Source organism: Candidatus Vicinibacter affinis (genome assembly GCA_016714365.1).
Classification (GTDB): domain Bacteria; phylum Bacteroidota; class Bacteroidia; order Chitinophagales; family Saprospiraceae; genus Vicinibacter; species Vicinibacter affinis.
In genome coordinates this window covers 3,253,575-3,277,975 of sequence record JADJNH010000005.1, presented here as the reverse complement: position 1 = coordinate 3,277,975, position 24,401 = coordinate 3,253,575, and the positions used below count along the sequence as shown (strand labels likewise).

At 35.7% G+C, this 24,401-nt stretch carries 16 protein-coding genes, 2 tRNA genes and 2 pseudogenes; 9 read left to right on the top strand and 11 right to left on the bottom strand.

Translation table 11 applies throughout. From position 1 onward, the window contains the following. The first annotated feature begins 99 nt into the window (after positions 1–99). Positions 100–1,611 carry a hypothetical protein gene (locus tag IPJ53_13000; GenBank protein MBK7800015.1) on the top strand — a complete coding sequence of 504 codons (1,512 nt, stop codon included), beginning with the start codon at positions 100–102 and terminating at the stop codon, positions 1,609–1,611. Between the two features lie 89 nt (positions 1,612–1,700). Beyond that, a complete protein-coding gene (locus tag IPJ53_12995) occupies positions 1,701–3,545 on the top strand; it encodes a gliding motility-associated C-terminal domain-containing protein (GenBank protein ID MBK7800014.1) in 1,845 nt (614 codons plus the stop codon). A 522-nt stretch (positions 3,546–4,067) separates the two neighbouring features. Here IPJ53_12995 and IPJ53_12990 read toward each other — a convergent pair. Then, positions 4,068–4,229: a hypothetical protein gene (locus tag IPJ53_12990; GenBank protein ID MBK7800013.1), complete on the bottom strand. Its 162-nt coding sequence runs from the start codon at positions 4,227–4,229 to the stop codon at positions 4,068–4,070. Between the two features lie 160 nt (positions 4,230–4,389). On the opposite strand from IPJ53_12990, the gene IPJ53_12985 reads away from it, so the two are divergent. Next, positions 4,390–4,905 (top strand): hypothetical protein, encoded by a 516-nt coding sequence (locus IPJ53_12985; protein MBK7800012.1) that lies wholly within the window; start codon positions 4,390–4,392, stop codon positions 4,903–4,905. A 141-nt stretch (positions 4,906–5,046) separates the two neighbouring features. Here the strand turns inward: IPJ53_12985 and IPJ53_12980 are convergent, their stop codons facing one another. Beyond that, complete coding sequence (locus IPJ53_12980) at positions 5,047–5,610, bottom strand: T9SS type A sorting domain-containing protein (GenBank protein MBK7800011.1); 564 nt, start codon at positions 5,608–5,610, stop codon at positions 5,047–5,049. Between the two features lie 132 nt (positions 5,611–5,742). Then, positions 5,743–6,087 carry a hypothetical protein gene (locus IPJ53_12975; protein MBK7800010.1) on the bottom strand — a complete coding sequence of 115 codons (345 nt, stop codon included), beginning with the start codon at positions 6,085–6,087 and terminating at the stop codon, positions 5,743–5,745. A 505-nt stretch (positions 6,088–6,592) separates the two neighbouring features. On the opposite strand from IPJ53_12975, the gene IPJ53_12970 reads away from it, so the two are divergent. Next, positions 6,593–11,479, top strand: coding sequence for a gliding motility-associated C-terminal domain-containing protein (locus tag IPJ53_12970; GenBank protein ID MBK7800009.1), 4,887 nt, complete (start codon positions 6,593–6,595; stop codon positions 11,477–11,479). Between the two features lie 589 nt (positions 11,480–12,068). Here IPJ53_12970 and IPJ53_12965 read toward each other — a convergent pair. The 7 genes and pseudogenes from IPJ53_12965 to IPJ53_12935 form a co-directional block, all read right to left on the bottom strand. Continuing rightward, positions 12,069–12,861 (bottom strand): annotated as a pseudogene (locus tag IPJ53_12965) (hypothetical protein). Next, entirely contained in the window at positions 12,801–12,980 is a 180-nt protein-coding gene (locus IPJ53_12960; GenBank protein MBK7800008.1) for a hypothetical protein, read from the bottom strand. The pseudogene IPJ53_12965 and the gene IPJ53_12960 overlap by 61 nt, the downstream one beginning before the upstream one ends. A 276-nt stretch (positions 12,981–13,256) precedes the next feature. After that, on the bottom strand, positions 13,257–13,481 hold the full coding sequence (locus tag IPJ53_12955) for a hypothetical protein (GenBank protein MBK7800007.1): 225 nt from the start codon (positions 13,479–13,481) through the stop codon (positions 13,257–13,259). After that, positions 13,478–13,747 carry a helix-turn-helix domain-containing protein gene (locus tag IPJ53_12950; protein ID MBK7800006.1) on the bottom strand — a complete coding sequence of 90 codons (270 nt, stop codon included), beginning with the start codon at positions 13,745–13,747 and terminating at the stop codon, positions 13,478–13,480. The genes IPJ53_12955 and IPJ53_12950 overlap by 4 nt, the downstream gene beginning before the upstream one ends. A gap of 107 nt (positions 13,748–13,854) precedes the next feature. Beyond that, a complete protein-coding gene (locus tag IPJ53_12945) occupies positions 13,855–14,781 on the bottom strand; it encodes a hypothetical protein (GenBank protein ID MBK7800005.1) in 927 nt (308 codons plus the stop codon). 141 nt (positions 14,782–14,922) lie between these two features. Further along, positions 14,923–15,008: transfer RNA gene (locus tag IPJ53_12940), tRNA-Leu, on the bottom strand. A gap of 31 nt (positions 15,009–15,039) precedes the next feature. Beyond that, positions 15,040–15,112: transfer RNA gene (locus IPJ53_12935), tRNA-Gly, on the bottom strand. A 499-nt stretch (positions 15,113–15,611) separates the two neighbouring features. Here IPJ53_12935 and mnmA point away from each other — a divergent pair. From mnmA to IPJ53_12920, 3 genes and pseudogenes are all read left to right on the top strand, one after another. After that, a pseudogene (gene mnmA, locus IPJ53_12930) lies at positions 15,612–16,726 on the top strand (tRNA 2-thiouridine(34) synthase MnmA). A gap of 7 nt (positions 16,727–16,733) precedes the next feature. Then, positions 16,734–17,498, top strand: coding sequence for a hypothetical protein (locus IPJ53_12925; protein MBK7800004.1), 765 nt, complete (start codon positions 16,734–16,736; stop codon positions 17,496–17,498). A 4-nt stretch (positions 17,499–17,502) separates the two neighbouring features. Next, positions 17,503–18,021 carry a hypothetical protein gene (locus tag IPJ53_12920; protein ID MBK7800003.1) on the top strand — a complete coding sequence of 173 codons (519 nt, stop codon included), beginning with the start codon at positions 17,503–17,505 and terminating at the stop codon, positions 18,019–18,021. A gap of 19 nt (positions 18,022–18,040) precedes the next feature. Here the strand turns inward: IPJ53_12920 and IPJ53_12915 are convergent, their stop codons facing one another. After that, the gene (locus IPJ53_12915) at positions 18,041–19,336 is read right to left on the bottom strand and encodes a Na+ dependent nucleoside transporter (protein MBK7800002.1); all 1,296 of its coding nucleotides are present in this window, start codon (positions 19,334–19,336) and stop codon (positions 18,041–18,043) included. A 65-nt stretch (positions 19,337–19,401) separates the two neighbouring features. On the opposite strand from IPJ53_12915, the gene IPJ53_12910 reads away from it, so the two are divergent. Together IPJ53_12910 and IPJ53_12905 are read left to right on the top strand one after the other, a co-directional pair. After that, positions 19,402–20,031 (top strand): uridine kinase, encoded by a 630-nt coding sequence (locus IPJ53_12910; GenBank protein MBK7800001.1) that lies wholly within the window; start codon positions 19,402–19,404, stop codon positions 20,029–20,031. Between the two features lie 268 nt (positions 20,032–20,299). Further along, positions 20,300–24,295 carry a T9SS type A sorting domain-containing protein gene (locus IPJ53_12905; protein ID MBK7800000.1) on the top strand — a complete coding sequence of 1,332 codons (3,996 nt, stop codon included), beginning with the start codon at positions 20,300–20,302 and terminating at the stop codon, positions 24,293–24,295. Positions 24,296–24,401: the final 106 nt, after the last annotated feature.

Here is a 24,401-nt window from a genome sequence, read left to right as displayed (position 1 = left end):
ATAACTTTTTTAGTCATTTTTTTGTTATTACTTTGTGTACTGTGCTTTAATCTGTGCGAACCTTTTTCTTGACATGATGGATAAAAGTAATTTTCAAGCTTGTTTTTTATTAAGCCTTTTGTTTTTTACAATACATCATTATTTGGCAAATCCAGTATTAAAATAAATTCAGAATTTAGGACATATTTTCAAACTGATACTTGCCCTACAGGTAAGGAAATGAATGTCTGGCTAATTGGAGATAAACATGGAATTGATTGGTCTAATGGGACACCCAATATTATTGGCGGTCTTAATGCGGATATTTATGAAGGACATACGAGCTATTGTAAACCTGATGGTAGCTTAGCAATCTATACTGAAGGGCATCACGTTTATAATGGACAAGGTAATTCGATCAGGTTTACTGCGGCCGAATTGTTAAGTAACACTTCCACAACGATGAGTCTGATATTGGCAAAGCCTGGGCAGGACAGCTTGTTTTATGTATTTCATATGTATGCGGCTGATCAATATTTCAATCTTAATGACGCTGGAAAACTGTATTACTCCGTTTACAATGTAAACACGGAAAAAATGGAGGGAAGAGCGGCTATCTTAGACACCACATCTGAAAAGATCACTGCAGTAAGGCATTGCAATGGGAAGGACTGGTGGGTGATCGGCATGAAAGGTACGGGAAATGCCTTTTATGCTTGGCTATTAACAGATTCCGGCCTTAACCCTAATCCGGTAATAAGCAAATCTGGTTTTGAACATCAATTTAATTCTGTGAGCAATCCTTTTTGGGCTAATGTAGGTTATCTAAAACCCAGCCATGATGGTAGGCTTTTGACTGAAATTACATCCAGCCGTCCATACCAACCTCAATTTATTGAAATTCACAACTTTGATCCGGCTACAGGGCAGGTGAGTTTTCTGACCCAAATAACAGTTGTTTTACCAGATGGTAAATTAACAAGCACCGTGTATTCATGCGAGTATAGTCCTGATAACCGATATTTGTATGTTTTAACAAATTCTCTATGGCAATTTGATTTGAGCGTGATAGATTCTGTGTCGATGATGAATAGCCTTAAGGTATTTGATTTTTCCTCCTTTAAATTAGGTAATCAAGGAAGCCCAGTATTAGGACCTGATGGTAGGATGTATATGACTAGCTTTTGGCAAAATTATATTCATTTGATACCAGAGCCTAATAAACCTTACCCTGATTGTGGTTTTATTCCTCGATATATTAATGTGGGAAGTCAAACAGGCTTAGCAGCTCCTCAATACCCTTCAGGTCTTATGTGGCCTTATAAAGCATATATGCGAGGACCTAATTCGATTTGCCGCTCTGATACATCAAAATGGTACTTGACAGATCCTTGTCCTCATGAAAAACTTGTGTGGACATTACCTGATGGTGGAAACATTTTAGAAAATGGAGATACACTTAAGGCTAATTTTGAACATGAGGGAATCTATCGAATTATTGTTTCCTATGAAATACCTTGCGGATACAAATCCGATACAATGCACGTTAATGTTGGGAGATGTCATTGTCCTTCAGATTTCCGATGGCTTCAAATTGATACTTTAGTTTGTAAGGGGAGTCAGCTACTTTAATATATGATTCTGGTAGTTGGATTTCTAGTTCAGGTGCAAATGATTCCACAATACTTTTATCAGCTGTTATAAGGGATACTATTTTAAAAATGAATTTTTTTGGACCTGAGAATTGTGATACCTCTATTCAAGTTTCTATTAAGGTTTTACCTATTAAGGAGACAAGACAAGAAATTTCAATTTGTTATGAAGATTCTGTTTATGTAAATGGTATTTGGCATAAAAATGATATTGTTTTGCAATCCAATGAATTAGGTCAAAATGGTTGCGATTCTATACATACAATATCTATAAAGGTTTACTCCGAATCTAAAGGTCGAAAGTTATGGCCTGTCTGTCCAGGAGATAGTATCTATTTGCAAGGTAGATTATATTTTAATGATACCATTCTTTATAGTCAATATAATGACAGGTATGGATGTGATTCTTTACATATTGATGAGATAAGAGTGGGAGGCACTGACTCAGTTTTCCTTTTACACAGACTATGTCGTGGTGACAGTTTATTTATAAATGGCCAAGTTTACAAAGATTCAGGAAGGTTGGAGCGAAGATTAATTTCTTCTCGAGGTTGTGAGGATAGTTTAGTGATCCACCAAATTCTGATTGTGGAACCCACAGCTAAAATCCAAGAACAAATAAAGTTATGTGCTGGGGACTCAGTGCGAATTGCTGGAAAATGGTATAAAAACGATACTGTTTTTCAAATTTCATATCTGAATGCTCAAGGTTGCGATTCGCTTAGAGAGTGGAATATCATTTTAATACCTACCATACCAATTCGACACGATACCTTATACTTCTGCAATGGAGATAGTATTCTTATTGAAGGACAATACCATATCGCTTCCAAGAAGATAGATCTGTACTATAATTCTTATAAAGGTTGCGATTCAACGGTCGTACTAAGCTTAATACAATATCCTGCTGATCCACCTTCGTTGGACCAACATTTGATTTGCTATGGGGATTCAATTCTAATAGCGGGCAATTATATTTCAAAAGACACCATTTTCGAAAAGAATTATAATGACCAATATGGTTGCGACTCAACCATACAACACTGGATTATCTTACTTCCTGAGATACCCGTTGTTGAAATATCAAACAGTATTTGTCCAGGAGATTCGATTTTTATAGATGGTAGTTTTTATTATGATTCTATTGTATTACGAAAGCATTTCTCATCGCAAATCACAGGTTGTGATTCTGTTGTAAACTATCGTATTAGCCTATTAACTGCACCTGAACCATTTTATACCAAAATAATAAGTTGTCCTGGAGACACCATCCGATTAGATGGTAAGGAATACATCTTTGATGCATCTTTAAGTCTTAGAAGATCATCTCCTTCAGGATGTGACAGTTTGTTTCATTATGAGATTCGCTTTCTTCCTGAACAGGATGCTGGTCTACCAGATGTTTTAGAGTTAGAAGAAGGACAATCTATTGTTCTTAAACCTTGGATAGCATCAAATATTCGCTCAATTCGATGGTATCCAACTCAGGGTTTGAGCTGTTCATCTTGTGGAGAACCTACGCTCACTGTTTCATCTGAATCCGTTTATTATTTAGAAACCATTGACGATGCTGGGTGTGTACACATAGATTCTGTTGTAATACTGCTTCGTAAAATAGAATCTCAGATCCATATTCCAAATGCCTTCAGTCCTAATGGTGATGGCGTAAATGATTATTGGATTCCAATAGGCTCACATAGCTCTGTTCAATTTCATAATATCGAAGTATACGATCGATGGGGCGGACAGATTTTTAACTGGTCACCAAATATTAAAGATGAATTACCTATCGGCTGGGATGGAAAATTTAAAGATCATCCCATGACCCCCGGAGTTTATGTATATCGCATTAGCTACTCTTCATTCTCAAATCCAATTGTAGAGATTAGTGGGGAATTGACATTAATTAGATAGAAAAGTTTGGTCTAAGGACAAATTTAAGACTAACACATAGTTTTTCTTGAATAGTAAGACCAACTTTATTTCAAACCCTCAGATTTTAAGTCTTCACTTCGAAACCAAGTTTTGTAAGTTCCAAATGTTCGACAAATGCATTTATATATCATGCAGGAATCTCTTGAAGATGAATATCAAATTATTAGTTATTATGTCATGAAAATAAAAAATAGTAATTAGAGATTAATTTTATTTTAAGTAGATATACAAATAAGGCAAAGATGGTAAGTATTTTCACTAACTTTAATTCGTAAAATATTTTCCAATTAGTTTCACAAAATCTTTTGCAAGCTCACCTTTTTAAATTAATACTCGTTGTCTAGAGAGCATTTTTGTTTAAGTAAATTATTGAAATAATGAGCTTAAACATTAGTTTATAAACAAGCACAGTTCTAAAATATATTTGCATCGTACCCATCTTTGTGAATTTAAATTGGTTTATACTCTGCTAATAAATAACTGCTATTAAATCCAGCAAATTTATTTACCATCTTTATTAAGCTTTTTACATTCCTCGCAAATTGGCTTATCTCCAGTCCCGTTTTTGTGGTTTTCTTTCTCAATATTGTTTCCTGTATTACAATTAGTGTTGTTATGATGCACATGTTGCTTAATGCTGTGCCAAGGTGAAGTAGTAGCCATAATTAAAAATTTATTTGTTAGAAAAAACAAATGTACTTAGTAATTTAATGATTTTTATATGTGAATTATAAATTGCGTATTTATTGCAATGAACTTGTGGTAAATACCTAATATTATTGATTATAGTATCAGTTATATAATTATTCATAATTTTGAATTCATGAAACCAGAGGAGAAATTTGAATTTAATTATGAAGGAATAGTATCTTATTTTAATAGGAATAAACTGTTTGCAGCTTTGAAAATTGTCTTTATTTTACTAATTAGCATAGGTAGCTTATTTTCAACATATCGTCTTTTATCAAGTATTAATTTGGTTGATGTAAATGGCATTTGGATTCTAAAAATTAATGTACAAAGTAGTTCATATTTACCATTCAAAGGTATGGATATTGGATATAAAATATTTTTATCTCAATCAGATAATATAATTACTGGAAATGGAGAAAAATACATGGAAAATGGAAATGAAATTCCATTTACTCAGCATGTACAAATTGAATTTGTTGGTAAAGTTGAAGGTAAGAAATTATTTATTCAATTTAAAGAATATGGCAAAAAAAGAACTTCGTTAGGATCTATAGAGCTTAATTTTATTAGTAAAAATTTATTTGAAGGAAATTTTACTTCAACTGCTGCTAATTCAAAAGGAAAGACAACATTATCAAAAAGATAACTTTTTAATTTAGAATATTTTAAATTAGTATTATTTTTAATATAAAAATGATTTCAACCCTTTAGAATATTTTTCCTAAAAAATCAAAGCAGGATTGAAATTCCCTGCTTTGATTGAAAATAGTTATAACTTAGAATTAATTTAAAGCTTAATAAATTTGCTAGTCCTTAGTGTTTGATCATTACTTAAGGCTTTAATGATATAAATCCCCGAATTCAAAGACGCAACATTAATAGTTACTTTTCTGGTTCCCATTAATTTTGTAATCAATAGAACTTTACCATTTAAATCAGTAATACTTATGTTAGTAATAGAATTTTGATTTTGTGATTCAAAATCAACAACTAAGTCATCTCCCTCAACAGGATTTGGTGAAATAGACATTACAAATTGATCTGCCAATTTATCACTGGTTCTTTGATTGGATCCACCAGGAATAACTATAGGGTTACAAAGTGTTCTTACTAAATGATCGTGTCTTGTATTTTCCATAACACGACTGATATAATTATGCCAAGGATTTTGAGGTAATTCTATAATACTAACAAATGCAGGTTCATATAAAGGATCCCATACTTCACACGGATCTTGAAGGCTAACCATACAGCGACATCCATTCGTTGTATCAGAAGCAATGAGCTTAAGAATAAATATTCCTAAATTATTGAATGTTAAATCTTCAGTCTTATGACTTTTACTAACCAAAGGATTGTTATTCAGATACCATTTATATTCATAGCTTGCAAGTGAGTCCGTACTAAAGAAAGTCTGATCACCTTTACAAAGATGAAAGTCTCTTTCTTGTGATGAATTAATACATTTCCGATTCAGTCCAATCTAAACTTCGAATTCGTGAGGATTCATTATGTCTATTACCTTTATGCAGCTGAATGTATCACCAGAGCTCGTTATGAATTTCACTTGAAGTAAAGTAGTACCATCTTCGTTCCATTCAATTGTTACTTTATCCTTAGTGGAAGATTGAATAATACCCTTACTTGGACTAAGAGTCCAAGTTGATGACACTAGACTGTCTCCATTACCAGAGACATAGTTAAGCATATAGATTGTCTGACCATATCGACAAGGACTTGAAGGACCTTCGATCATACATTGGGCGGAGGCAAGCTGGAGTTGGGAGCACCATAAAAAATAACTAAGGATAAAGAGAATCCGAGACATAATTAATTGATTTAATACGTGAATAAATGTGAGTTGAGATCAGCATATTAAATCTTCTGTGCGGGGCACAGATTATATCAATCAGTGAGTAAATATACAAGTATTTGTTGAACGAATCATTAACTTGTATTAACTTTGAAAATCTGATTTAAGTACAAGTGCATTATATTTTAAAATATAAATATTTATACTTTTATTAATCAGAGACTTAAGTAAGATAGTTAGCTAATTCAGAAATGAAGATTTTTTAAAAAATATTTTATTTCATATTTATTCATTTGCACTACTTGTAAGTGTTTTAGTTTTTTTTGAATTTTATTCATCAACTAATTCAATAGAAAGATGCAGTGACCCTCAAGATTCGGATATTTACTTTTATAAGACAGGTCATCCACAAGAAGATTCTAAAAGGAGTGATGAAAGCCAGTTATCCAGTAATAATTATTCAAGTATATTCCCAGTTCCACTTGAAGAGGATAAAAGCTTTAATTTATTTCAAGATACATTGAAGCCTAATCACTGTCTTTCTGGCCATGAAGCTGATGTCTGGTATCTTGGCAAGAATGGTATAAAGTGGATAAATGATACTCCAACAGTTATTACTGGATTTGCAGATTATGTTGGTGAAGTTATGTCAAGTATATGTGATAAAAATGGTGATTTATTATTATACAGTAATGGTGATTTTATTTTTAATAAGTACCATGAAAGACTTGCTACAATTATTCTTAAAGGTGGTGGAAGCTCTTCTACGTTTTTAATTCTTCCTCAGCCTGGTAATGATTCAATTTATTATGTCTTTCAGCCTCAGGCAACTTATGGAAATATTAATGATACAATCTTTAATCTTTACTATACTGTAGTTAATGTAAAGGCAAATAATTATCATGGTAAGGTCTTACAACTAAGTCAATTATTAATGAATACAAGCTCTGAGAAAGTTACAGCCATCCGCCATTGCAATGGTAGAGACTGGTGGATTATAGGATTAAGAGCAACTGATGAAGCCTTTTATTCTTGGATTCTTTCAGATACTGGATTAACAGTTAATAATCCTATTGTTTCATATTCTGGTAGCGTTAATCATTTGCTTACCTATGATCAAAAGAATTTAGGTTGGCTAAAGCCAAGCCATGACGGAAGGTATATTGTAGAAGTTACAGCAGGTGGTCAGTTATATTCAGCATTAGAATTACATAGATTTAACAACACTACAGGAATGATTTATGATGGAATTCAGGTATTAGATCAAGCTGATAAATTTATTTATTTATATTCAATTGAATGGTCACCAGATCAGAGTAAGATATATGTGACTGGTTATAATAGTGCGTCAGGATATGATTTATTTCAGCTTGAAATTAATCAATTTGATAAGACTAAGATTCGAAATAGTCTAACTAATATTGCTGCAACACAATCCAATATTGGCTCACCTATATTAGGAGCAGATAATAAGATTTATATAACTAATTGGGGCTCTAAGTCGGAGTTTCTACATGTGATTCATAAGCCTAATCTTTCAGGTATTAATTGTGATTTTCGATATTTCGATTTTTCATTAGGTTCTAAGACAAGTCTAGGTGCTCCGCTATACGCATCTGGCTTACAATTCCCTTACAGAGCCTATATTCAAGGTGAGCAGTTTATCTGTCATGATACCACTGTAAGATATATACTTACTGATCCTTGTTCTCATCCTGAGACCCAATGGAGTGTATTCGATGGAGCCAAGATAATCCGACATAATGAAGACACCATTGATGTGTACTTTGGGTCAAGTGGCACTTATAGCATCTCAGCAACTTATCCTACGGAATGCGGATTTAAGTCTGATACGATAGAGGGTGAAGTACAAGAATGCGACAAGCCCAAGCCTGATCACTGCCTTTCTGGCCATGAGGCAGATGTCTGGTATCTTGGCAAGAATGGTATCAAGTGGATTAATGATACTCCAACGGTCATTACTGGTTTTGCAGATGATGTTTATGAAGTACAATCAAGTATATGTGATAGGTCTGGCGACTTACTACTATACAGTGATGGAAATTATATTTATAATAAATTTCATGAGAGAATTGCTAATATTCGTAATTATAGCGGATCAAGTAGCTCAATGTTCTTAATTCTTCCTCAACCCGAAAATGACTCTATTTATTATGTCTTTCATCCACAAGAGACAACAGGTTCTGTTAATGATTCTTTGTTTGATTTATTTTTCACAGTAATAGATATTAGGGCTAATCTCGGCCATTGTAAAGTCTTGAATCTTGGACAGCTATTACTCAAGACAAGTTCAGAGAAAGTTACTGGAGTTCGACATTGTAATGGTAGAGATTGGTGGATAATAGGACTAAGAGCCACCGATGAAGCATTTCATTCATGGATTCTTTCTGATACCGGCATAAATGTCAGTAATCCTATTATATCATATTCTGGTAATATAAATCACTTAGCTTTTTATGATCAAGAAAATCTTGGTTGGCTTAAACCAAGCCATGATGGAAAGTTTCTAATAGAAGTTACATCAGGAAGTCAGCTCTATTCAACATTAGAAATTCATAAGTTTAATTCCACGAGTGGTATAATAACCGATGGTTTACAAGTTTTAGGCCAAGTCGATAAATTTGAAGAGTTATATTCAATTGAATGGTCTCCCAATCAACAAATAATTTATGTTACAGGATTTAATAAGTCCGGAGGATATGATTTATTTCAAATGAACGTATCCAAGTATGATCAGTATTTTATAAGAAGCAGCTTAATAAACTTAGCTTCAACACCAAGTAATATAGGTTCACCTGTTTTAGGAAAGGATCAAAAAATCTATCTTACCAATTATGGAACTAATTTAGGTAATTTACATATTATTAGAAAGCCTAATAGACTAGGAATGGATTGTGAATTAGAACTTTTTAATTTTGATGTAATGAATGAGTTAGATTTAGGTGCTCCCTTATTTGCATCTGGCTTACAATTCCCATACAGAGTATATATACAAGGTGAGCAGCTAGTATGTCAAGACACAATGGTAAGGTATATTCTTACTGACCCCTGTTCTCATCCTGAGACGCAATGGAGCGTATTCGATGGTGCTAAGATAATGCGACAAGCTGAGGATACCATAGATGTATATTTTGGTAAGAGTGGCAATTATAGGATCTCAGCAACTTATCCTACAGAGTGTGGATTCAAGACAGATACAATTGAGATTGAAGTTGAGAAATGTAAGTGCAATAATGAGATATCTTGGAGCACAATTGATACCTTGGTTTGTCAAGGTTCTGATGCAAGTTTTAAATTCAGCACTACAAGTAAAGAAGTGTATTTAGATAATCAGAAGGTTAACACAGATAGCTTTACTTTGCCTAATCTTCAATCTGATACTTGTATTAATTTGAGACTTGTCTATCCGCGATTCTGTGATTCCATTATACAAATTTGTATTAGAGTATTGCCTGTTGCAGTTGATAGTGTTATTTTTAATTTATGCCCTAATGACTCTGTTTTTATCTATGATACTTGGTATTCTAAGGATACTAGCTTTACACTTCATTATATTAGTAAATTGATCTGTGACTCCCTTGTAACTTATAAAGTTGATGCTCATTCATTCGATACAAGTCTTGTGATCCTTGATTATTGTATTGGAGATACAGCGATTATTAATAATCAAAAGTTTTGGTTCACTGATACTTTACATCAGCTATTTCAATCTACCTCTGGCTGCTTGGATTCTTTTCAGCAACTTATTATTAGTTTTAATAGTAACATTAAGCGAACAAGTCAATCATATCAAAGATGCTTTGGAGATTCAATATTTATTCTTGATCATTGGTATTCTGGTGATACAGTTCTTATAGATACTCTTATGTCGAGCTCTATGTGTGATTCCATTAGTACCATCACTATTGATATATTACCAGCAATCGCACCCATTATTATTAATTATTCAAGATGTCAAGGAGATACATTGCTTTTAACTACCTCACAAGGATTTTTAAGTATTACGTACAGTCGAATGTTCAAGGATACATGGACTAGCTTCCAAGGATGTGATTCAGTAGTTCTCCACCAAGTTAGCTTTTATCCTAACAGTTCTTCTTCATTATTACTATCCAAGTGTAAAGGAGATAGCATCTTCTATAAGGATAAATATTATATTAATCCACTTAAGCTTGTCGATAGCTTTTCTACAGTATATGGATGTGATTCTTTGGTATCCATTGAGATTGTAGATTATCCTGTAAGTAGCTCAAGTCTAGTGGAGATGAGTTCTTGTCTTGGTGATTCTATATTATTTCAATCTAATTGGTTTAAAAAGGATACAACAATAGAACTTTTATTAACCGACCAGAATGGTTGTGATAGTATTCATCAAGTAAGTCTAAGTTTTAGATCTTTACCTGATACAACTAACTTAAGCTTAAAGGTATGCAAGGGTGATTCTATTTTTTATAATGGAACTTATTATTATGATTCTGCACGGATTATAAGAGTGTTTCCTAGTTCCAATAATTGTGATTCAATTGTTTATGTAAGTATAGATCTTCTTTCAGCTCCAATTTCATCCATTGATACTTTCTCAATTTGTCCAGGAGATTCAATATATATTGATAATCGATATTATTATGATTCAGTAATCTTGAGTAAGAAGTTTCAAGCCGTGAATGGCTGTGATTCTTTTCATACTTCTATTATTTCATTATTTGCTTCTCCTGAGACTGTGATAAAGCATATAAACTTTTGCAAAGGTGATTCCGTCTTAGTTAATTCCTTATGGTACAAGAATCCTGAAGAATTGCAATTCAGATTTCCTTCAGCACAAAGTTGTGACAGCAGTATTTTAATAAAGTTGCAATGGCACCCCCCGGTAGATATCAATCTAACTACTCAATTAGATTTAAAGCTAGGTTCTATCGTTGTATTAGATGCAGGAATTATTCAATCTGGCATTTCATATCGGTGGTATCCTTCTGATAACCTGTCTTGTAATGATTGTAGTAGTCCTATACTTACTGCTTCAAAAGATACAGTTTATTATCTAGAGATTATTGATCAGAATGGTTGCCTTACATTGGATTCAATAATTATTAGAATTATCAAGTCAACTAATAATGACATATACCTTCCAACGATATTTAGTCCTAATGATGATAATATTAATGACATATGGATCCCTATCGTTGGAAGCAGCGATATTGATATATATCAGATTTCAATCTATGATAGATGGGGAGCTATGGTCTTCTCAACAACTACTCTAGCAGGCTGGAATGGTAAGATTGGAAGCCAGCCAGCAATTCCTGGAGTGTATGCTTATTTCATTTCTTGGCAAGATGGTCAAGGAGTTAGGCATAATACGCGAGGAGATATTACTCTGGTTAGATAGAATTAATGTATCCGTCCTACTAAGTACCAATTGCTAGTGGTCACTATGGATAAGAGGTTAGTGCAAAAAAGCATGACTAAGGAAGGATTTAAGAAATTGCAGGTGAGCTATAAGAATTACAATGTGAGTTTGAAAGGATACTTAACTGGGAAGAATATGTCTTTGACTTAATATTATGACAGGAAGTGAAAGTACTGTCAGGCGTCCAGAAAATTGTCGGGTCAATTTGAGAACATCTCATCTAAGATAAATCAGAAGCAAAATTCAGCAGAAGTTATCATACTATTTCAGAAGGGAAGAGAAGTATCTTCGGCAGTTATCCTGGGAGCAAGATTTTATTGAGTTAATAGGAATAATAGACAAATTTCAGGATAAAAAAAAGATGCTGGTCTCTAATAGACAGATTTCAGGCTGTTTATTTTTCTAGAATGAGGTTTGCATGTTTTGATTCGTTTTCTTTGTAAAACTTATTGAAACGGAAGCATGCTCTTCTGGAGAGCAACATGCCGGGGATAAAGTAAGTGACCGCCAAAAATGTCAATCAATGGGTTGTGTTTAATGCGCAGCTCATTGATATTTTTAGAGGTTGTCATACCTTCAAAAACTCATTAATAAACTTACGTTTGCAATTTTGTGAGAGTCCATTGTGGTTGCGAAGTTTGTTATTTAAATCTGAAAAATGTCCGTCAATTGAGTTTATTGTATTTGGTATGCCAATTTCAATATTATCATACCAGGTAAATAGCCAAGGAAGATTATTTTGTAAGCTTCATGCTGCGCTGCGGAGTCTTTTATAGGTGTAAAATGATTTGCCGGCAGTGGAGTTCGTACTGCGCTCATCTAAGAACCACTGCCATTTATCAAACCACATTTGTAATACTCCTGTGTATGATTCTTTATCTGTTTGCTTCATTAAATCTGCCACTTCCATATGCTCTCGTGCAGATTGTAACTTTGGTCTTTTTGTCAGGTATCTACGTAAGATAGCTGCTTGATGAAATTGGCACATTTGTATTGGAATTTCCTTGAATGATTGTGTTAACCCTTTACGCCCATCACAAACAATCGCTAAAATCGAAAATCCTTTATCTTTAAGCTCATGTATTCCTTGCTGATATAGCATTTGTTTCATATTTTACATAATACTTGAGCAGATTTTCCCCGCTTATAGAATCCTTAAAGAGCATTACTCCAAAATTCCTCCCCCAGTAGGAAGTATCCATTAAAACTATGACTTCTCTGGCCTTAGGAGCTGTAAATGAAACAACGTATGCATCAATCTTGCGCTGAATCGTGCGTATAGAGCATCCATATTTGACTGCTAACTGGGCATAAGTCTGTTTACTCTCAACATATTCATGCCACAATCGCACACTTTCCAAACGGTCACCTCCCAAGAAGTTCTTTCTGCACGTATAACATTTATACTGTTGCTTACCATTTTTAAATCCATTTTTCCTAACAATTGAGCTTGAGCAGTAAAAGCACATTTTTTATTCATAACCTTTCAATTGCCTCAAAGCTAAGCCTAGTAAGGACTCTAGACGTTTCCATCCTGAAATTTGTCTATTAATCCAGTTAATATAATCTTGAAATGATTCCATGTATTATTTAAGTAGCTTAAAGAACCATTCCATTAATCGAATCGCAGAATTATTGCCTCATAATTGGAAGTCTCTTCAGCAATCGGTTGTAGATTGGACGGATACGATAATTAGAGCGGAATATAAAAATTATTTATGGCTATAAACAAAATTGAAATTATTTTCATTTAGATTTACCTGGAATCCTTCTCTAATGTCTTTGATTTTCTCAAATAAGAGATTGCGTTAAAAGTTTGATCTAATATAAATTCTTTCTGGCCGAAAGACAGACCAGAGAAATACGAATTAATGGGTTTATAATTTTTTAATATTAAGGTCAGTACATCTGGTTCAAATTGTGCAAGGACATACCCTTGATTAAAACCTCTGATAAACTGATTTTCGTTGTTTTCTGTCATAATAAGTTGTTTGCGTTTTGATCTAAATAAGTGTAAATAGAGTTCCGGTCATAAAGAATAATTTTCTTTTCCGGTTGAGAAAATCGGATTTTGCTTTCATCTCGAAGTTTTTGTAAGGTTGTTTTGCTTTTTATCCTAAGCTTGTTCATGGCTTCTTCTGTGGAAATCCACCTATCCTCTTTAATGCCTTCTTTGTCCTTAATTCGAGCAACGACCCTGTCAATTAAAGTATAAAAAGCTTCATCTTCAAGACAAATAACTTCCATAGACAAACTTACAAAGTAATATTAATATTAAAGAAAAATATATCATATCAGGGTTTTGGATTAATTTTAGTGAGCCTTGACAAAAATATTTATCATGTATAATAAGTTTATTGTCGGCAAGTATCAATTACAGGAATAATTACTATATTACCCACTGTGTTTTTTTTAGAGTTTAAAATACCACGTAGTTTTGGATATTTTATTTCTCCAGTAATACAATAACTGCTGACATTTTTACTTGAGATTGCAATCGTAGTATCATCTTCAATGCTATTCTTAACATACAAATAAGTAGCGTCTTGGAAAACAAGTAGCTTATTATCTCTTAAACCATTCTGATATGTCAAGTTAATTTGAGACTTTGACAATCCAAATATTGAAAAATTTGTTTCATTTAGAAAGTATTTTGTGAGCATACAAGGAACGAGAATTGTGCTAATAACTATTTGATACGGTTCAATTTTTTTATTACGGAACATGTAAACCAATTCATACATTAAGTAATTAGAAACCAGATAAATTATTGTACTAATTCCTCCGAAAAGTTCTGCCAATATAATAATTAATAATGACAATAAAGAGTTTAGTCTTGTTTTAAGAACTGGATCCCATTTATCAAAAAATAAAATTTTGGGTTCCGACTCAGCTCTTAATTCTGCCTCTTGCAATTTCTTAAAATTAATAATTCTTCTGATGCCATCAGCCCGTAAAAAAAAATAGATTCCTAAAATGTACATAAATGTAATTGGGGAGTAAGTGAAATATGTAAAATATGAAATAACCATTAGTGTTTTTAAGGAATCCCAATCGTTGCCATTTTCAATTGAAATGAACAAGGATACCCAATATACTAAGTTCATTAACCCTAAGCCAACAATCAAATACAAGTTTGGTGTTGAATATGGAATATTATTTATTACGCAATATGTGAAATAACTAACATATCCAGTTAAAATTACAAAAAATGATCCAATAGTCCAAAAGGAAGTATCTTTTAACTTGGAGTTTACATCAACTTTGGAAAAGTCCAGCATCTTTTAATTTTTATTTAAAATTAAAGATTTATGCGAATTATAATTGATAAACAAATTAAAGATATTGAAAAGCAAGAAAATTTGTTCGACCTATGTTCGACCCAACTGAAATAAAAAAGGTCCGGATTTCTCCGAACCTAGTACCCGGGGCGGGACTTGAACCCGCACGGACATTACTGCCCACAGGATTTTAAGTCCTGCGTGTCTACCAATTCCACCACCTGGGCAAAAAAAAATCCGCTGTGCGGATTTTCTATGAGCGGGAGACGAGACTCGAACCCGCGACCCCGACCTTGGCAAGGTCGTGCTCTACCAACTGAGCTACTCCCGCAATGATAAAAAAACAATATTTTAAAAAGAATCCATTGATTCAATTGTTGTAAAAAAATGTGGTTCCCGACCTTGGTCCCCAACGTGTTGGGGATGCTATACCAACAAAGCTGCTCCCGCAATTTAATTTAAACTTTAAGTGCCTGGATATTAATAATTATTTTTAAAAATATTAATCCATGGCTACACAAGAAATACCCCTTGGTGTAAGAAACCGTGATGGTATTTTCTTCTTGATGTTTTATGACAAAAAAATTCCCTTCGTCCATTCTTCAAAATGAAATAACTAAAATTGTAGCTATTTCGGTAATCCTGAAGGTGAAAGCTCAACAAAAACGGGGATTTTGATGTTCCTCTACGGCTGATTCGTTAACCAGTTTTCCGAATTGGATTGCAAATATACACCGGACTTGAATTTTTCTAAAAATTGGGCAAAATATTTGTGGCTTATTTATATATTAATTTTATTACTAATATATTAACTTTGTGATTTACAGGACATGAGCAAGCATGGAAAGATATTGGTGGCGATGAGTGGTGGCATAGACAGCACGGTGGCTGCTATGATGCTGCATGAACAGGGCTATGAGGTGGTCGGCATTACCATGAAGACCTGGGATTACAGTTCGTCGGGAGGCTCCAAGAAGGAGACTGGTTGCTGTTCGCTTGATTCTCTGCAGGATGCCCGGAAAGTGTCTGTGGACATGGGTTTTCACCATTTTATTCTGGATATCAGGGACGAGTTTGGGGATGCGGTGATTGACAATTTTGTGGAAGAATATCTGGCGGGTCGTACTCCTAATCCGTGTGTCCTGTGCAATACACACATCAAATGGAATGCCTTGCTCAAGCGTGCGGATGGTCTGGATTGTGAGTTCATCGCGACTGGTCATTATGCCCGTATCAATCAACTGGAAGGGCGTTACTATGTTTCGAAAGCCAGAGATCTGGTCAAAGATCAATCTTATGTCCTCTGGGGTTTGGAGCAGGATGCCCTCAGACGCAGCAAATTTCCGCTTGCCGAGTTCCTTAAAACCGAGATCAGACAAATGGCCCATGACCAGGGTTATGACAATTTAGCGAAAAAAGCAGAGAGTTACGAGATTTGCTTTGTCCCGGACAATGACTACCGCGGATTTTTGAAAAGAAGGGTAGAAGGTTTGGAAACGCAGGTCCGTGGAGGTAAATTTATAGATCAGCATGGTAAAATCTTAGGAGAGCATGAAGGATATCCATTTTACACGATTGGTCAGCGAAAGGGCCTGGGAATGGCATTCGGTAAACCGATGTTTGTAACGGATATTTTCCCGACAGCAATACGGTTGTTTTGGGTGAGGAGGAAGAGCTTTCCAGACCTGCCATGGAGGTCAGTAAAATCAATTGGTTAAAATATGCCTCGGTTTCACCGGAGACAGAACTGGTGACGAAGGTGCGGTATAAGGATCCCGGACATGTTTCAAATGTCTTGATGGAGGAAGATAAAATAAAAGTTAGTTTTCATGCCAAAGTTAAGGGAATTGCACCCGGACAGTCGGCTGTGGTCTATGAAGGCGATGACGTGGTCTGTGGAGGTATTATCCGGAATTCATTATTTGCAAATCTTCAATTTCAATAAGTTGTGAATGAAAAAGATCAACCTTAGTTTAAATCTTTTACTTTTTGGCATTTGCATGGGCGCCATTTTCTCCTGTAAAGAAGAAACAGACCCTCTTGATTTGAACTCATTGGGTTCAGCTTATTATCCAATTTCAATTGATCAATATTGGATCTATCAGGTGGATTCTATAAATTATTCTAAAACTATCGGCGTTAAAATTGATTCCTCAAGTTCTTACATCATGGAATTGGTGCGGGACAGTTTTTTAAATAAAGACAACGAACCGGTCTATGAGATAGATTTATTTTATCGCAGTGACAGCAGCAAAAATTGGGAACTCATTGACAACAGTTTTATTACCAGGAATAATTCGATGTTGCGTAAAACGGAATTCGGATTGGATTTTATCCGACTGGTATTTCCGGTACAAAAGAATAAGTCCTGGGATGGAAATATCTTGATTTCAAAAAATAATTCCGTTTTCATAAATGGAGAACCCTTTGAGCCATTCAGATACTGGAATGGGAATACTTATTATTATAAAAATTTGTTGAAGAATGTGACAATTGGAAAAAGTACATACCCAAAAGTTGCAGAAGTAGAGGAGATCAATTACGACAATGATTTGTACAATTATATTTTTGCAGAAGCGAAATATGCGGAAAATGTTGGCATGATCTATCGTGAATTTTGGTTGTTGAAAACCAGTATAGACAATCCGTCTGTGGGATGGAAACAAAAGGCAGAGCGTGGGTTTATCCTGCGACAAACACTCATCGAGCACAATTGACAACATGATTAATTTTGTAGCAGTCGGTCAGACCTTTAAAGCGCATGGCGTTCGTGGAGAAATTTTTGCGGAGCTTACAGAAGGGTTGGAAAAATATGTATTTAAAGCGGGGGTAGTTTTTATAAAAGTGGATGGATGTCCGGTGCCATTTTTTATTGAAAGTCATCGCGATGAAGGGAGACTTTTTATTAAATTTGAAGATGTGAACGATCCTGAGCATGCCAGAAAAATTGGAGGGGCCACCATTTATCTGGATGAAAAATCATTGCCCTCCAATATTCGGGAAAAGGAACATTTTAGATCTGCACTGCATGCACTGGAAGGATATACGATTGTAGATGAAGTTTCAAAAACTGAATTAAAAATCATTTCAGTAGAAGAATATCCATCACAAATTCTCGCAAAAGTAAATTATCAGAACAGGGAAATTCTGCTACCTATACACGAAAACTTTATCACCCGGCTAGACGAATCAAAAAAGAAGTTGCACATGAATTTGCCTACCGGAATTCTTGAGCTTTGATTTTTTTGGATAAGATTTTTTAAATGATAAGCCCTGCAATGGCCGCAGTAAAAAAACAAGCGACGGTCCCTCCAATAAGTGCTTTGATGCCAAGTTCCGCAAGTGTGGATTTCTGATTGGGTGCAAGTGCACCTATTCCTCCGATCTGAATCCCAATGGAAGCAAAATTTGAAAAACCACATAAAGCATAGGTGCAAATGATCAATCCCCGTTCACTCATCAACCCGTTGAGTTTAAAATTACCCATGGTAGTATAGGCGTAGAATTCGTTCAGGATGGTTTTTTCTCCAAGCAATTGACCTGCGTACATCATATCTGCAGCTGGTACTCCCAATAACCACGCCAGAGGAGAACAAATCATCCCCAAAATAAATTGCAGCGAAAAGTGGGTATACTTTCCATCCGTAAATTCTTTCACCATATCATTCAGACCAAACCACTCTCCAATGGAATTTTGAAGTACAAAATTTACCATGTAAATCAAGGCCGTAAATACGATCAGCATGGCACCCACATTCACTGCAAGTCTAAGGCCATCGGATGTTCCATTGGATATGGCTTCTAAAAGATTGGCACCAATTTTATCTTTAGAAATGTGTATTTCCGAATTGATTTGTTCAGGTTCTGTTTCAGGTAACAGCATTTTTGATGCCACCAGGGCAGCAGGTGTGGACATGATAGAGGCAGAGAGCAAGTGAGTCGCATAGATTTGTTGCTGGACCGGATCCGTTCCACCCAGGAATCCTACATAGGCAGCCAAAACACCTCCGGCGATGGTGGCCATTCCCCCAACCATCACACAGAGTACTTCTGATCGGGTCATATGCTCGATATAGGGCTTGATAAGTAGTGGGGCCTCCGTTTGCCCCAGAAAAATATTTCCTGCCGCAGAAAGACTCTCAGCGCCTGAAAGCCTCATCGTCCGATTCATGACCCAGGCAATTCCGTAAACTATCTTTTGAAGAACACCCAGGTAGTAAAGCATGGAGGTAAACGCAGAGAAGAAGAGGACAGTTGGTAAGACCTGGATGGCAAAAATATATCCATAGGCGGGTATATTGTCTATCATTTCCTTTCCGAATAAAAAACGGGAACCCTCTTTTGTAAAGTCCAGGAACACGACAAAAATACTGGCAAGCGCTTCGAATAATTTTTTTACAATGGGTATCTTCAATACCAGGATGGCAAAAACAAATTGTAACAACAAACCTGTGCCTACCAGTTTCCAATCAATTTTTTTTCTGTGGGCGCTTAGGGCGTAACAGATCAATACCAGGACCAATATTCCCAGCAAGCTTCTTAAAATGTCTAACATCTGCAGGTCTAATTTTAAGTTTGAAAAGTAGAACAATTAGTTCAATATTTGCGAAGATTTTTAAAATGAGCGATAGACAATCTATATTGATAGGCATTTCGGGTGGCAGTGGATCCGGTAAGACCGCCTTTATCAATGCCCTGAGGACTGTCTTTAAGCCGGAGGAACTTGGGTTAATTTCTGAAGACAATTATTACAAACCCAGAGAACAACAACAAAAAGATGAAAGGGGGGTGATCAATTTTGACATCCCGGATGCCATCGATCAGGATGCCTTTGTAGGAGATTTACATCGGTTGTTGAAACAAGAACCCGTATCCCGTAAGGAATATGTTTTCAACAACGATCTTGCCCTTGCAGGTGACATTCAAATCGTTCCTGCCAGGATTTATATTGTAGAAGGACTTTTTATATTTTACAGAGAGGAAGTTCGTAAGCTGCTCGACCTTAAAGTACTGATCCATGCCAAAGACGAACTGAGAATCATCCGGCGAATCAAAAGAGATCAGGCTGAACGCAATTATCCCCTGGAAGATGTATTGTACCGTTATCAACACCATGTGGCCCCGGCCTATGAATTGTACATCCAGCCATTTCAGGAAGATTTGGATTTGATCATTAACAATAACCTGCACTTCAATAAAGGAGTAGATCTGATGACTGCATATCTTCGGTCCATTCTGGATAAGCCCTAATTACAATCAGACCCTGCTTTTAAAAGGATAAAGTCTGCCCGAATCCGCTCCGGATTCAAAATATGGTGATTTTTAATCATATAAATTATTTTTTACATTTTTATTTATGTAAAGTATAAATAACTGCTAATCAGTTATTAATGTGTGTTTTTTTATTATTTCATATGATAAAAATTAATAAATTAAAGAAAATTGGTATATAATTTGATTCATGAGAGCGACGACTTGTGCGTCGTGTAGTTTACTCAATGATCTTAAAACTTAATTCATGAACCGATTTATTACCCCAGCTAAGTGGATGTTGTCTTTATTGACCCTTTTTCTCTATTTTACTCCGGCGGAGCAAGTAGCAGGAAAATCTCCACATTTGAAAAATCTTCAGGCCATGCCACCGTTGGCTTGCAATGACCTGGTCCAGGTCTCCTTAGATGAGTTCTGTTGGGCTACCTTGTCTCCGGATATGCTTCTGGAGGACATGCAAGGTGCTCCTTCTGACTACTACATAGAAGTTTCGTATAAAGGTGTGGTCCAGTCGGATATTATTTTTGATGCCAGTGACATCAACAAGTTCTACGATTATAAGATCTGGCACATTCCATCTAAAAACTCGTGTTGGGGAAAAGTAAAAATTGAAGATAAACTTCCACCCAATCTTTTATGCAGCAATGATACCATCCGATGCGGAAGAAGTATTTCTCCTGATTCATTGGGTTTTCCAATTGTAGCACCGGGTTTGTTTTTTATTGGGAAAGATCCATCCAAGGTAAATGGCTATATTGTTTCAGGATGGGATGCCTGTGGATTGGCTTATTTATATTACGAGGACCATCTTGTGGACAATGGATGTAATTTTACTTTCTTCAAGAAAATTTATCGCAGTTGGTATGCTCAAGACGCGATTGGTAATAAGAGTTTTTGTGTTGATACCATATGCATCTATACCCCCACAGCAATAGACATTGTTTATCCAAGAGATTATGATGGCATTGATCATGCCTACATTCATTGTGGAGATGTTTTTCCAAAACTTCCAAATGGTAATCCTGATCCATCATACACGGGACATCCTGTGCCAAAATTTTGTTCGACGCTGAATGCATCTTACACAGATTTAAAAATTCCTATTTGTCCTAATACGTTTAAAATTTTACGCAGATGGGTAATTCTTGATTGGTGTTCAGGAGATATATATGAACACAATCAGATCATTAAGGTGGTAGATGATGAAGCACCTCAATTTAAGGCGCCTGCAGAATTTACAGTAGGGATGGCACCTTATACCTGTGTCACCGATTACAAATTGCCGAGACCGGATTCAGTAACAGATTGCGGAAACTGGGTATATGATGTATATGTGAAATTAATGGATGAACAAACTGGTAACCCATTACCAAAGAGCAAAGACTATATTGTATTCAATAAAACAGACAGTTGTTATTACCTGAGGGGAGCACCACAAGGCAGGATTTGGGTTATTTATGTAGTGACGGATTTGTGTGGCAATTCAAGAGAACATCAGACCGAAGCCGGTGTAGTGGATGATTTATTACCAATTGCCATTTGTGATCAGAAGACCGTTATTTCTCTTACATCGGATGGTACGGCCAAGGCGTTTGCAGAAACATTTGACGATGGTTCTATCGATAACTGCGGAATTCTGGAATTCAATGTAAGAAGAATGGACAGTACCTGCAACAATGGAACTCATAGGTTTGGCCCTTACGTAGAGTTCTGTTGCCTGGATGTTGGAAATGTAATTATGATTGCTCTTGAAGTAACCGATGCCTATGGAAATAAAAATACCTGCATGGTAGAAGCTACCGTTCAGGAAAAAGAAGCGCCGATCATTATTGCACCTTCTGATCTGACCATCTCATGTGAATTCGACAGAAGTGATTTGAATGTTTTCGGTGGAATTAAAACCAGTCAGGCAGACAGAAAGCCCATCATCATAAGAGATTACTATTACAGTCCGCCAAAATATGAAGCAGGCATTGATGGATATGCATATGATAATTGTTCGGTGACAGTTACTGATACGGCTATTTATGATTTAGTCTGTAATCAGGGTGTCATTTACAGAATTTTTACAGCCAGGGACAAACAAGGTTTTGTTTCGGTTGATACACAAAGGATTTTTGTTTGGAATCCAAGGCCATTTAGCATAAATGATATTAAATGGCCCGATACTCTGGTTGCTATAAATTCTTGCCGTTCAGCAGTGGTGCATCCAAATAATACAGGTGCTCCAAAATTTTTGAACACCAACTGCGCACAGGTAGCGGCTAATTATGCAGACACAAAGCTTACTTTGCTGGACAGTGTGTGTTATAAAATACTCAGGAAGTGGACAGTGGTAGACTGGTGTCAGTTCAACAAAAATAAATATGATGGAATTTGGGAATTCAATCAAATCATTTATATCTCCAATTCGGAACCACCTACAATATATACTTGCGATACAGCAAGGATATGTGATAATTCAGCCTATTATGATCCAAGAAATCAGAATTGTCTGGTGAATTATGATCTCACCGGTATTGCAGATGATGACTGTACCAATACTTCTGATTTAAAATGGTCCTATAGATTAGATATAGGCAATGATGGAAGTTATGAACCTCTTGCCAATGGTAACAGAGTGACCGGAGTATTGCCGGTAGGGACCCACAAAGTAAAATGGATTGTATCGGATCAGTGTGGAAATTTCAGCAGCTGTGATCAGGTTTTCATTTTGAAGGATTGCAAAAAACCAACACCATATTGCTACTCGGGAATAAACACGGTAGTAATGCCGACTACAGGAAATATAACTGTTTGGGCTAAAGATCTGGATATAAACAGTTTTGACAACTGTACACAAAAAGAGAATCTTAGATTTTCATTCAGTGAAGATGTAAACAATAAGTCCATTACCTATACTTGTGACAGTCTTAAAAAGCAGGCATTCGTAATCTTTACGGTAAGGTTGTATGTAACAGATGAGGCAGGTAACCAGGATTATTGTGAGACCAGCATCAGAATACAGGATAATCAAAATGTATGTGGTCGAAATTTTGCCAATGCGAGTGGTCAGATCTCAAGAGCGGATCAAACATCCATACCGGCAGCAGAAGTCATTGCATTCGATAAAAATAATCAAATGCTCAAATTGGTAAACACCAATCAAAATGGTCAGTATGCATTCAATGATTTGCTGGTTAAAGAGACAGAACATTTTGTAGTAGAGCGTAACGACTTCGCAGGGAACGGTGTGTCCACATACGATATCTTATTGATCCAAAAACATATTTTGGGTGTAAAAGAACTGGACTCTCCATACAAATTATTGGCTGCAGATGTAAACAATACTAAAACAATTACAGCTCGTGACATTGCAGATCTAAGAAAGGTAGTATTGGGTGTCAAAGATTATTTTCCGAATCAAAAAATATGGAGATTCTTCTCAACCAAATTTGCTTTTGGAGATGAAAAAGAACCATGGGATGGAAAGGAACAGCTGGACGTGAAAGATCTTACTGATCAATTCGATCAATTGAATTTTGTGGGAGTCAAAACAGGAGATGTTGACAATTCTGCCAACGTCAATCTTGTGAACCAAAACACTTCCCGATCAAGTAAGATCTATAACTTTAATCTGGGTACTCCGATTCCTGTTGCAGAATCCTATTTGATTCCGGTGCTGTTGACTGAAGATATTAATTTGGAAGGATTCCAGTTAAGCCTTCACGTGAAGGAAAACATGGTGCCAGTATCTGGTGGAATTAAAATGGAGGCATTTAATTTTAATGCTGAAAAAGGGACATTAAAGATTAGCTGGCACAGTCCTGAAAGTATCAAAATGAATACCGGTCAGGTATTATTTTATCTGGAGACTCGTAATGTGGAGGCTTTGAATTCCATTGAATTGGATCGCGAATCCATGCGTCCGGAGGTGTATGCTACAGAAGGAGGAGTTTTCGAATTGGTATTAAAAGCGAAGGGAGGAATTTTTACAGAAGATTTCTTTACGCTTGGTCAGAATATTCCCAACCCTTATGCAGGTCAGACCTTTATCCCGGTGGAATTGTCAGTTGCCTGTAAAGCTCAATTAAGTGTGTTTGATGCCACTGGACAATTGATTCACAAGAAAGAACTTTACCTGAATAAGGGCATGAATCAAATCAGTCTGCATCGCCATGAAATAGGGCAGCCGGGTATATACATGTACAAACTGGAGACCCATTTGGGATCCAAGGTAAGAAAAATGATCATCCGGGATTGACAATCCAGATAGGCTTAAAAAAACATAATCTACTAACAACCAATTACATACACAAGAAGGCCGGCTTTTAGCCGGCCTTTTGTATTTGTAAAAAAATCATATATAA

Excerpts from the sequence above, each read along its gene's own strand:
- IPJ53_12960 (MBK7800008.1), bottom strand. The coding sequence starts at position 12,980 with ATGAATAAAAAATGTGCTTTTACTGCTCAAGCTCAATTGTTAGGAAAA.
- IPJ53_12995 (MBK7800014.1), top strand. The coding sequence starts at position 1,701 with ATGAATTTTTTTGGACCTGAGAATTGTGATACCTCTATTCAAGTTTCT.
- IPJ53_12950 (MBK7800006.1), bottom strand. The coding sequence starts at position 13,747 with ATGGAAGTTATTTGTCTTGAAGATGAAGCTTTTTATACTTTAATTGAC.
- IPJ53_12905 (MBK7800000.1), top strand. The coding sequence starts at position 20,300 with ATGAACCGATTTATTACCCCAGCTAAGTGGATGTTGTCTTTATTGACC.
- IPJ53_12945 (MBK7800005.1), bottom strand. The coding sequence starts at position 14,781 with ATGCTGGACTTTTCCAAAGTTGATGTAAACTCCAAGTTAAAAGATACT.
- IPJ53_12985 (MBK7800012.1), top strand. The coding sequence starts at position 4,390 with ATGAAACCAGAGGAGAAATTTGAATTTAATTATGAAGGAATAGTATCT.
- IPJ53_12910 (MBK7800001.1), top strand. The coding sequence starts at position 19,402 with ATGAGCGATAGACAATCTATATTGATAGGCATTTCGGGTGGCAGTGGA.
- IPJ53_12925 (MBK7800004.1), top strand. The coding sequence starts at position 16,734 with ATGAAAAAGATCAACCTTAGTTTAAATCTTTTACTTTTTGGCATTTGC.
- IPJ53_12920 (MBK7800003.1), top strand. The coding sequence starts at position 17,503 with ATGATTAATTTTGTAGCAGTCGGTCAGACCTTTAAAGCGCATGGCGTT.
- IPJ53_12990 (MBK7800013.1), bottom strand. The coding sequence starts at position 4,229 with ATGGCTACTACTTCACCTTGGCACAGCATTAAGCAACATGTGCATCAT.
- IPJ53_12975 (MBK7800010.1), bottom strand. The coding sequence starts at position 6,087 with ATGTCTCGGATTCTCTTTATCCTTAGTTATTTTTTATGGTGCTCCCAA.
- IPJ53_12915 (MBK7800002.1), bottom strand. The coding sequence starts at position 19,336 with ATGTTAGACATTTTAAGAAGCTTGCTGGGAATATTGGTCCTGGTATTG.
- IPJ53_12955 (MBK7800007.1), bottom strand. The coding sequence starts at position 13,481 with ATGACAGAAAACAACGAAAATCAGTTTATCAGAGGTTTTAATCAAGGG.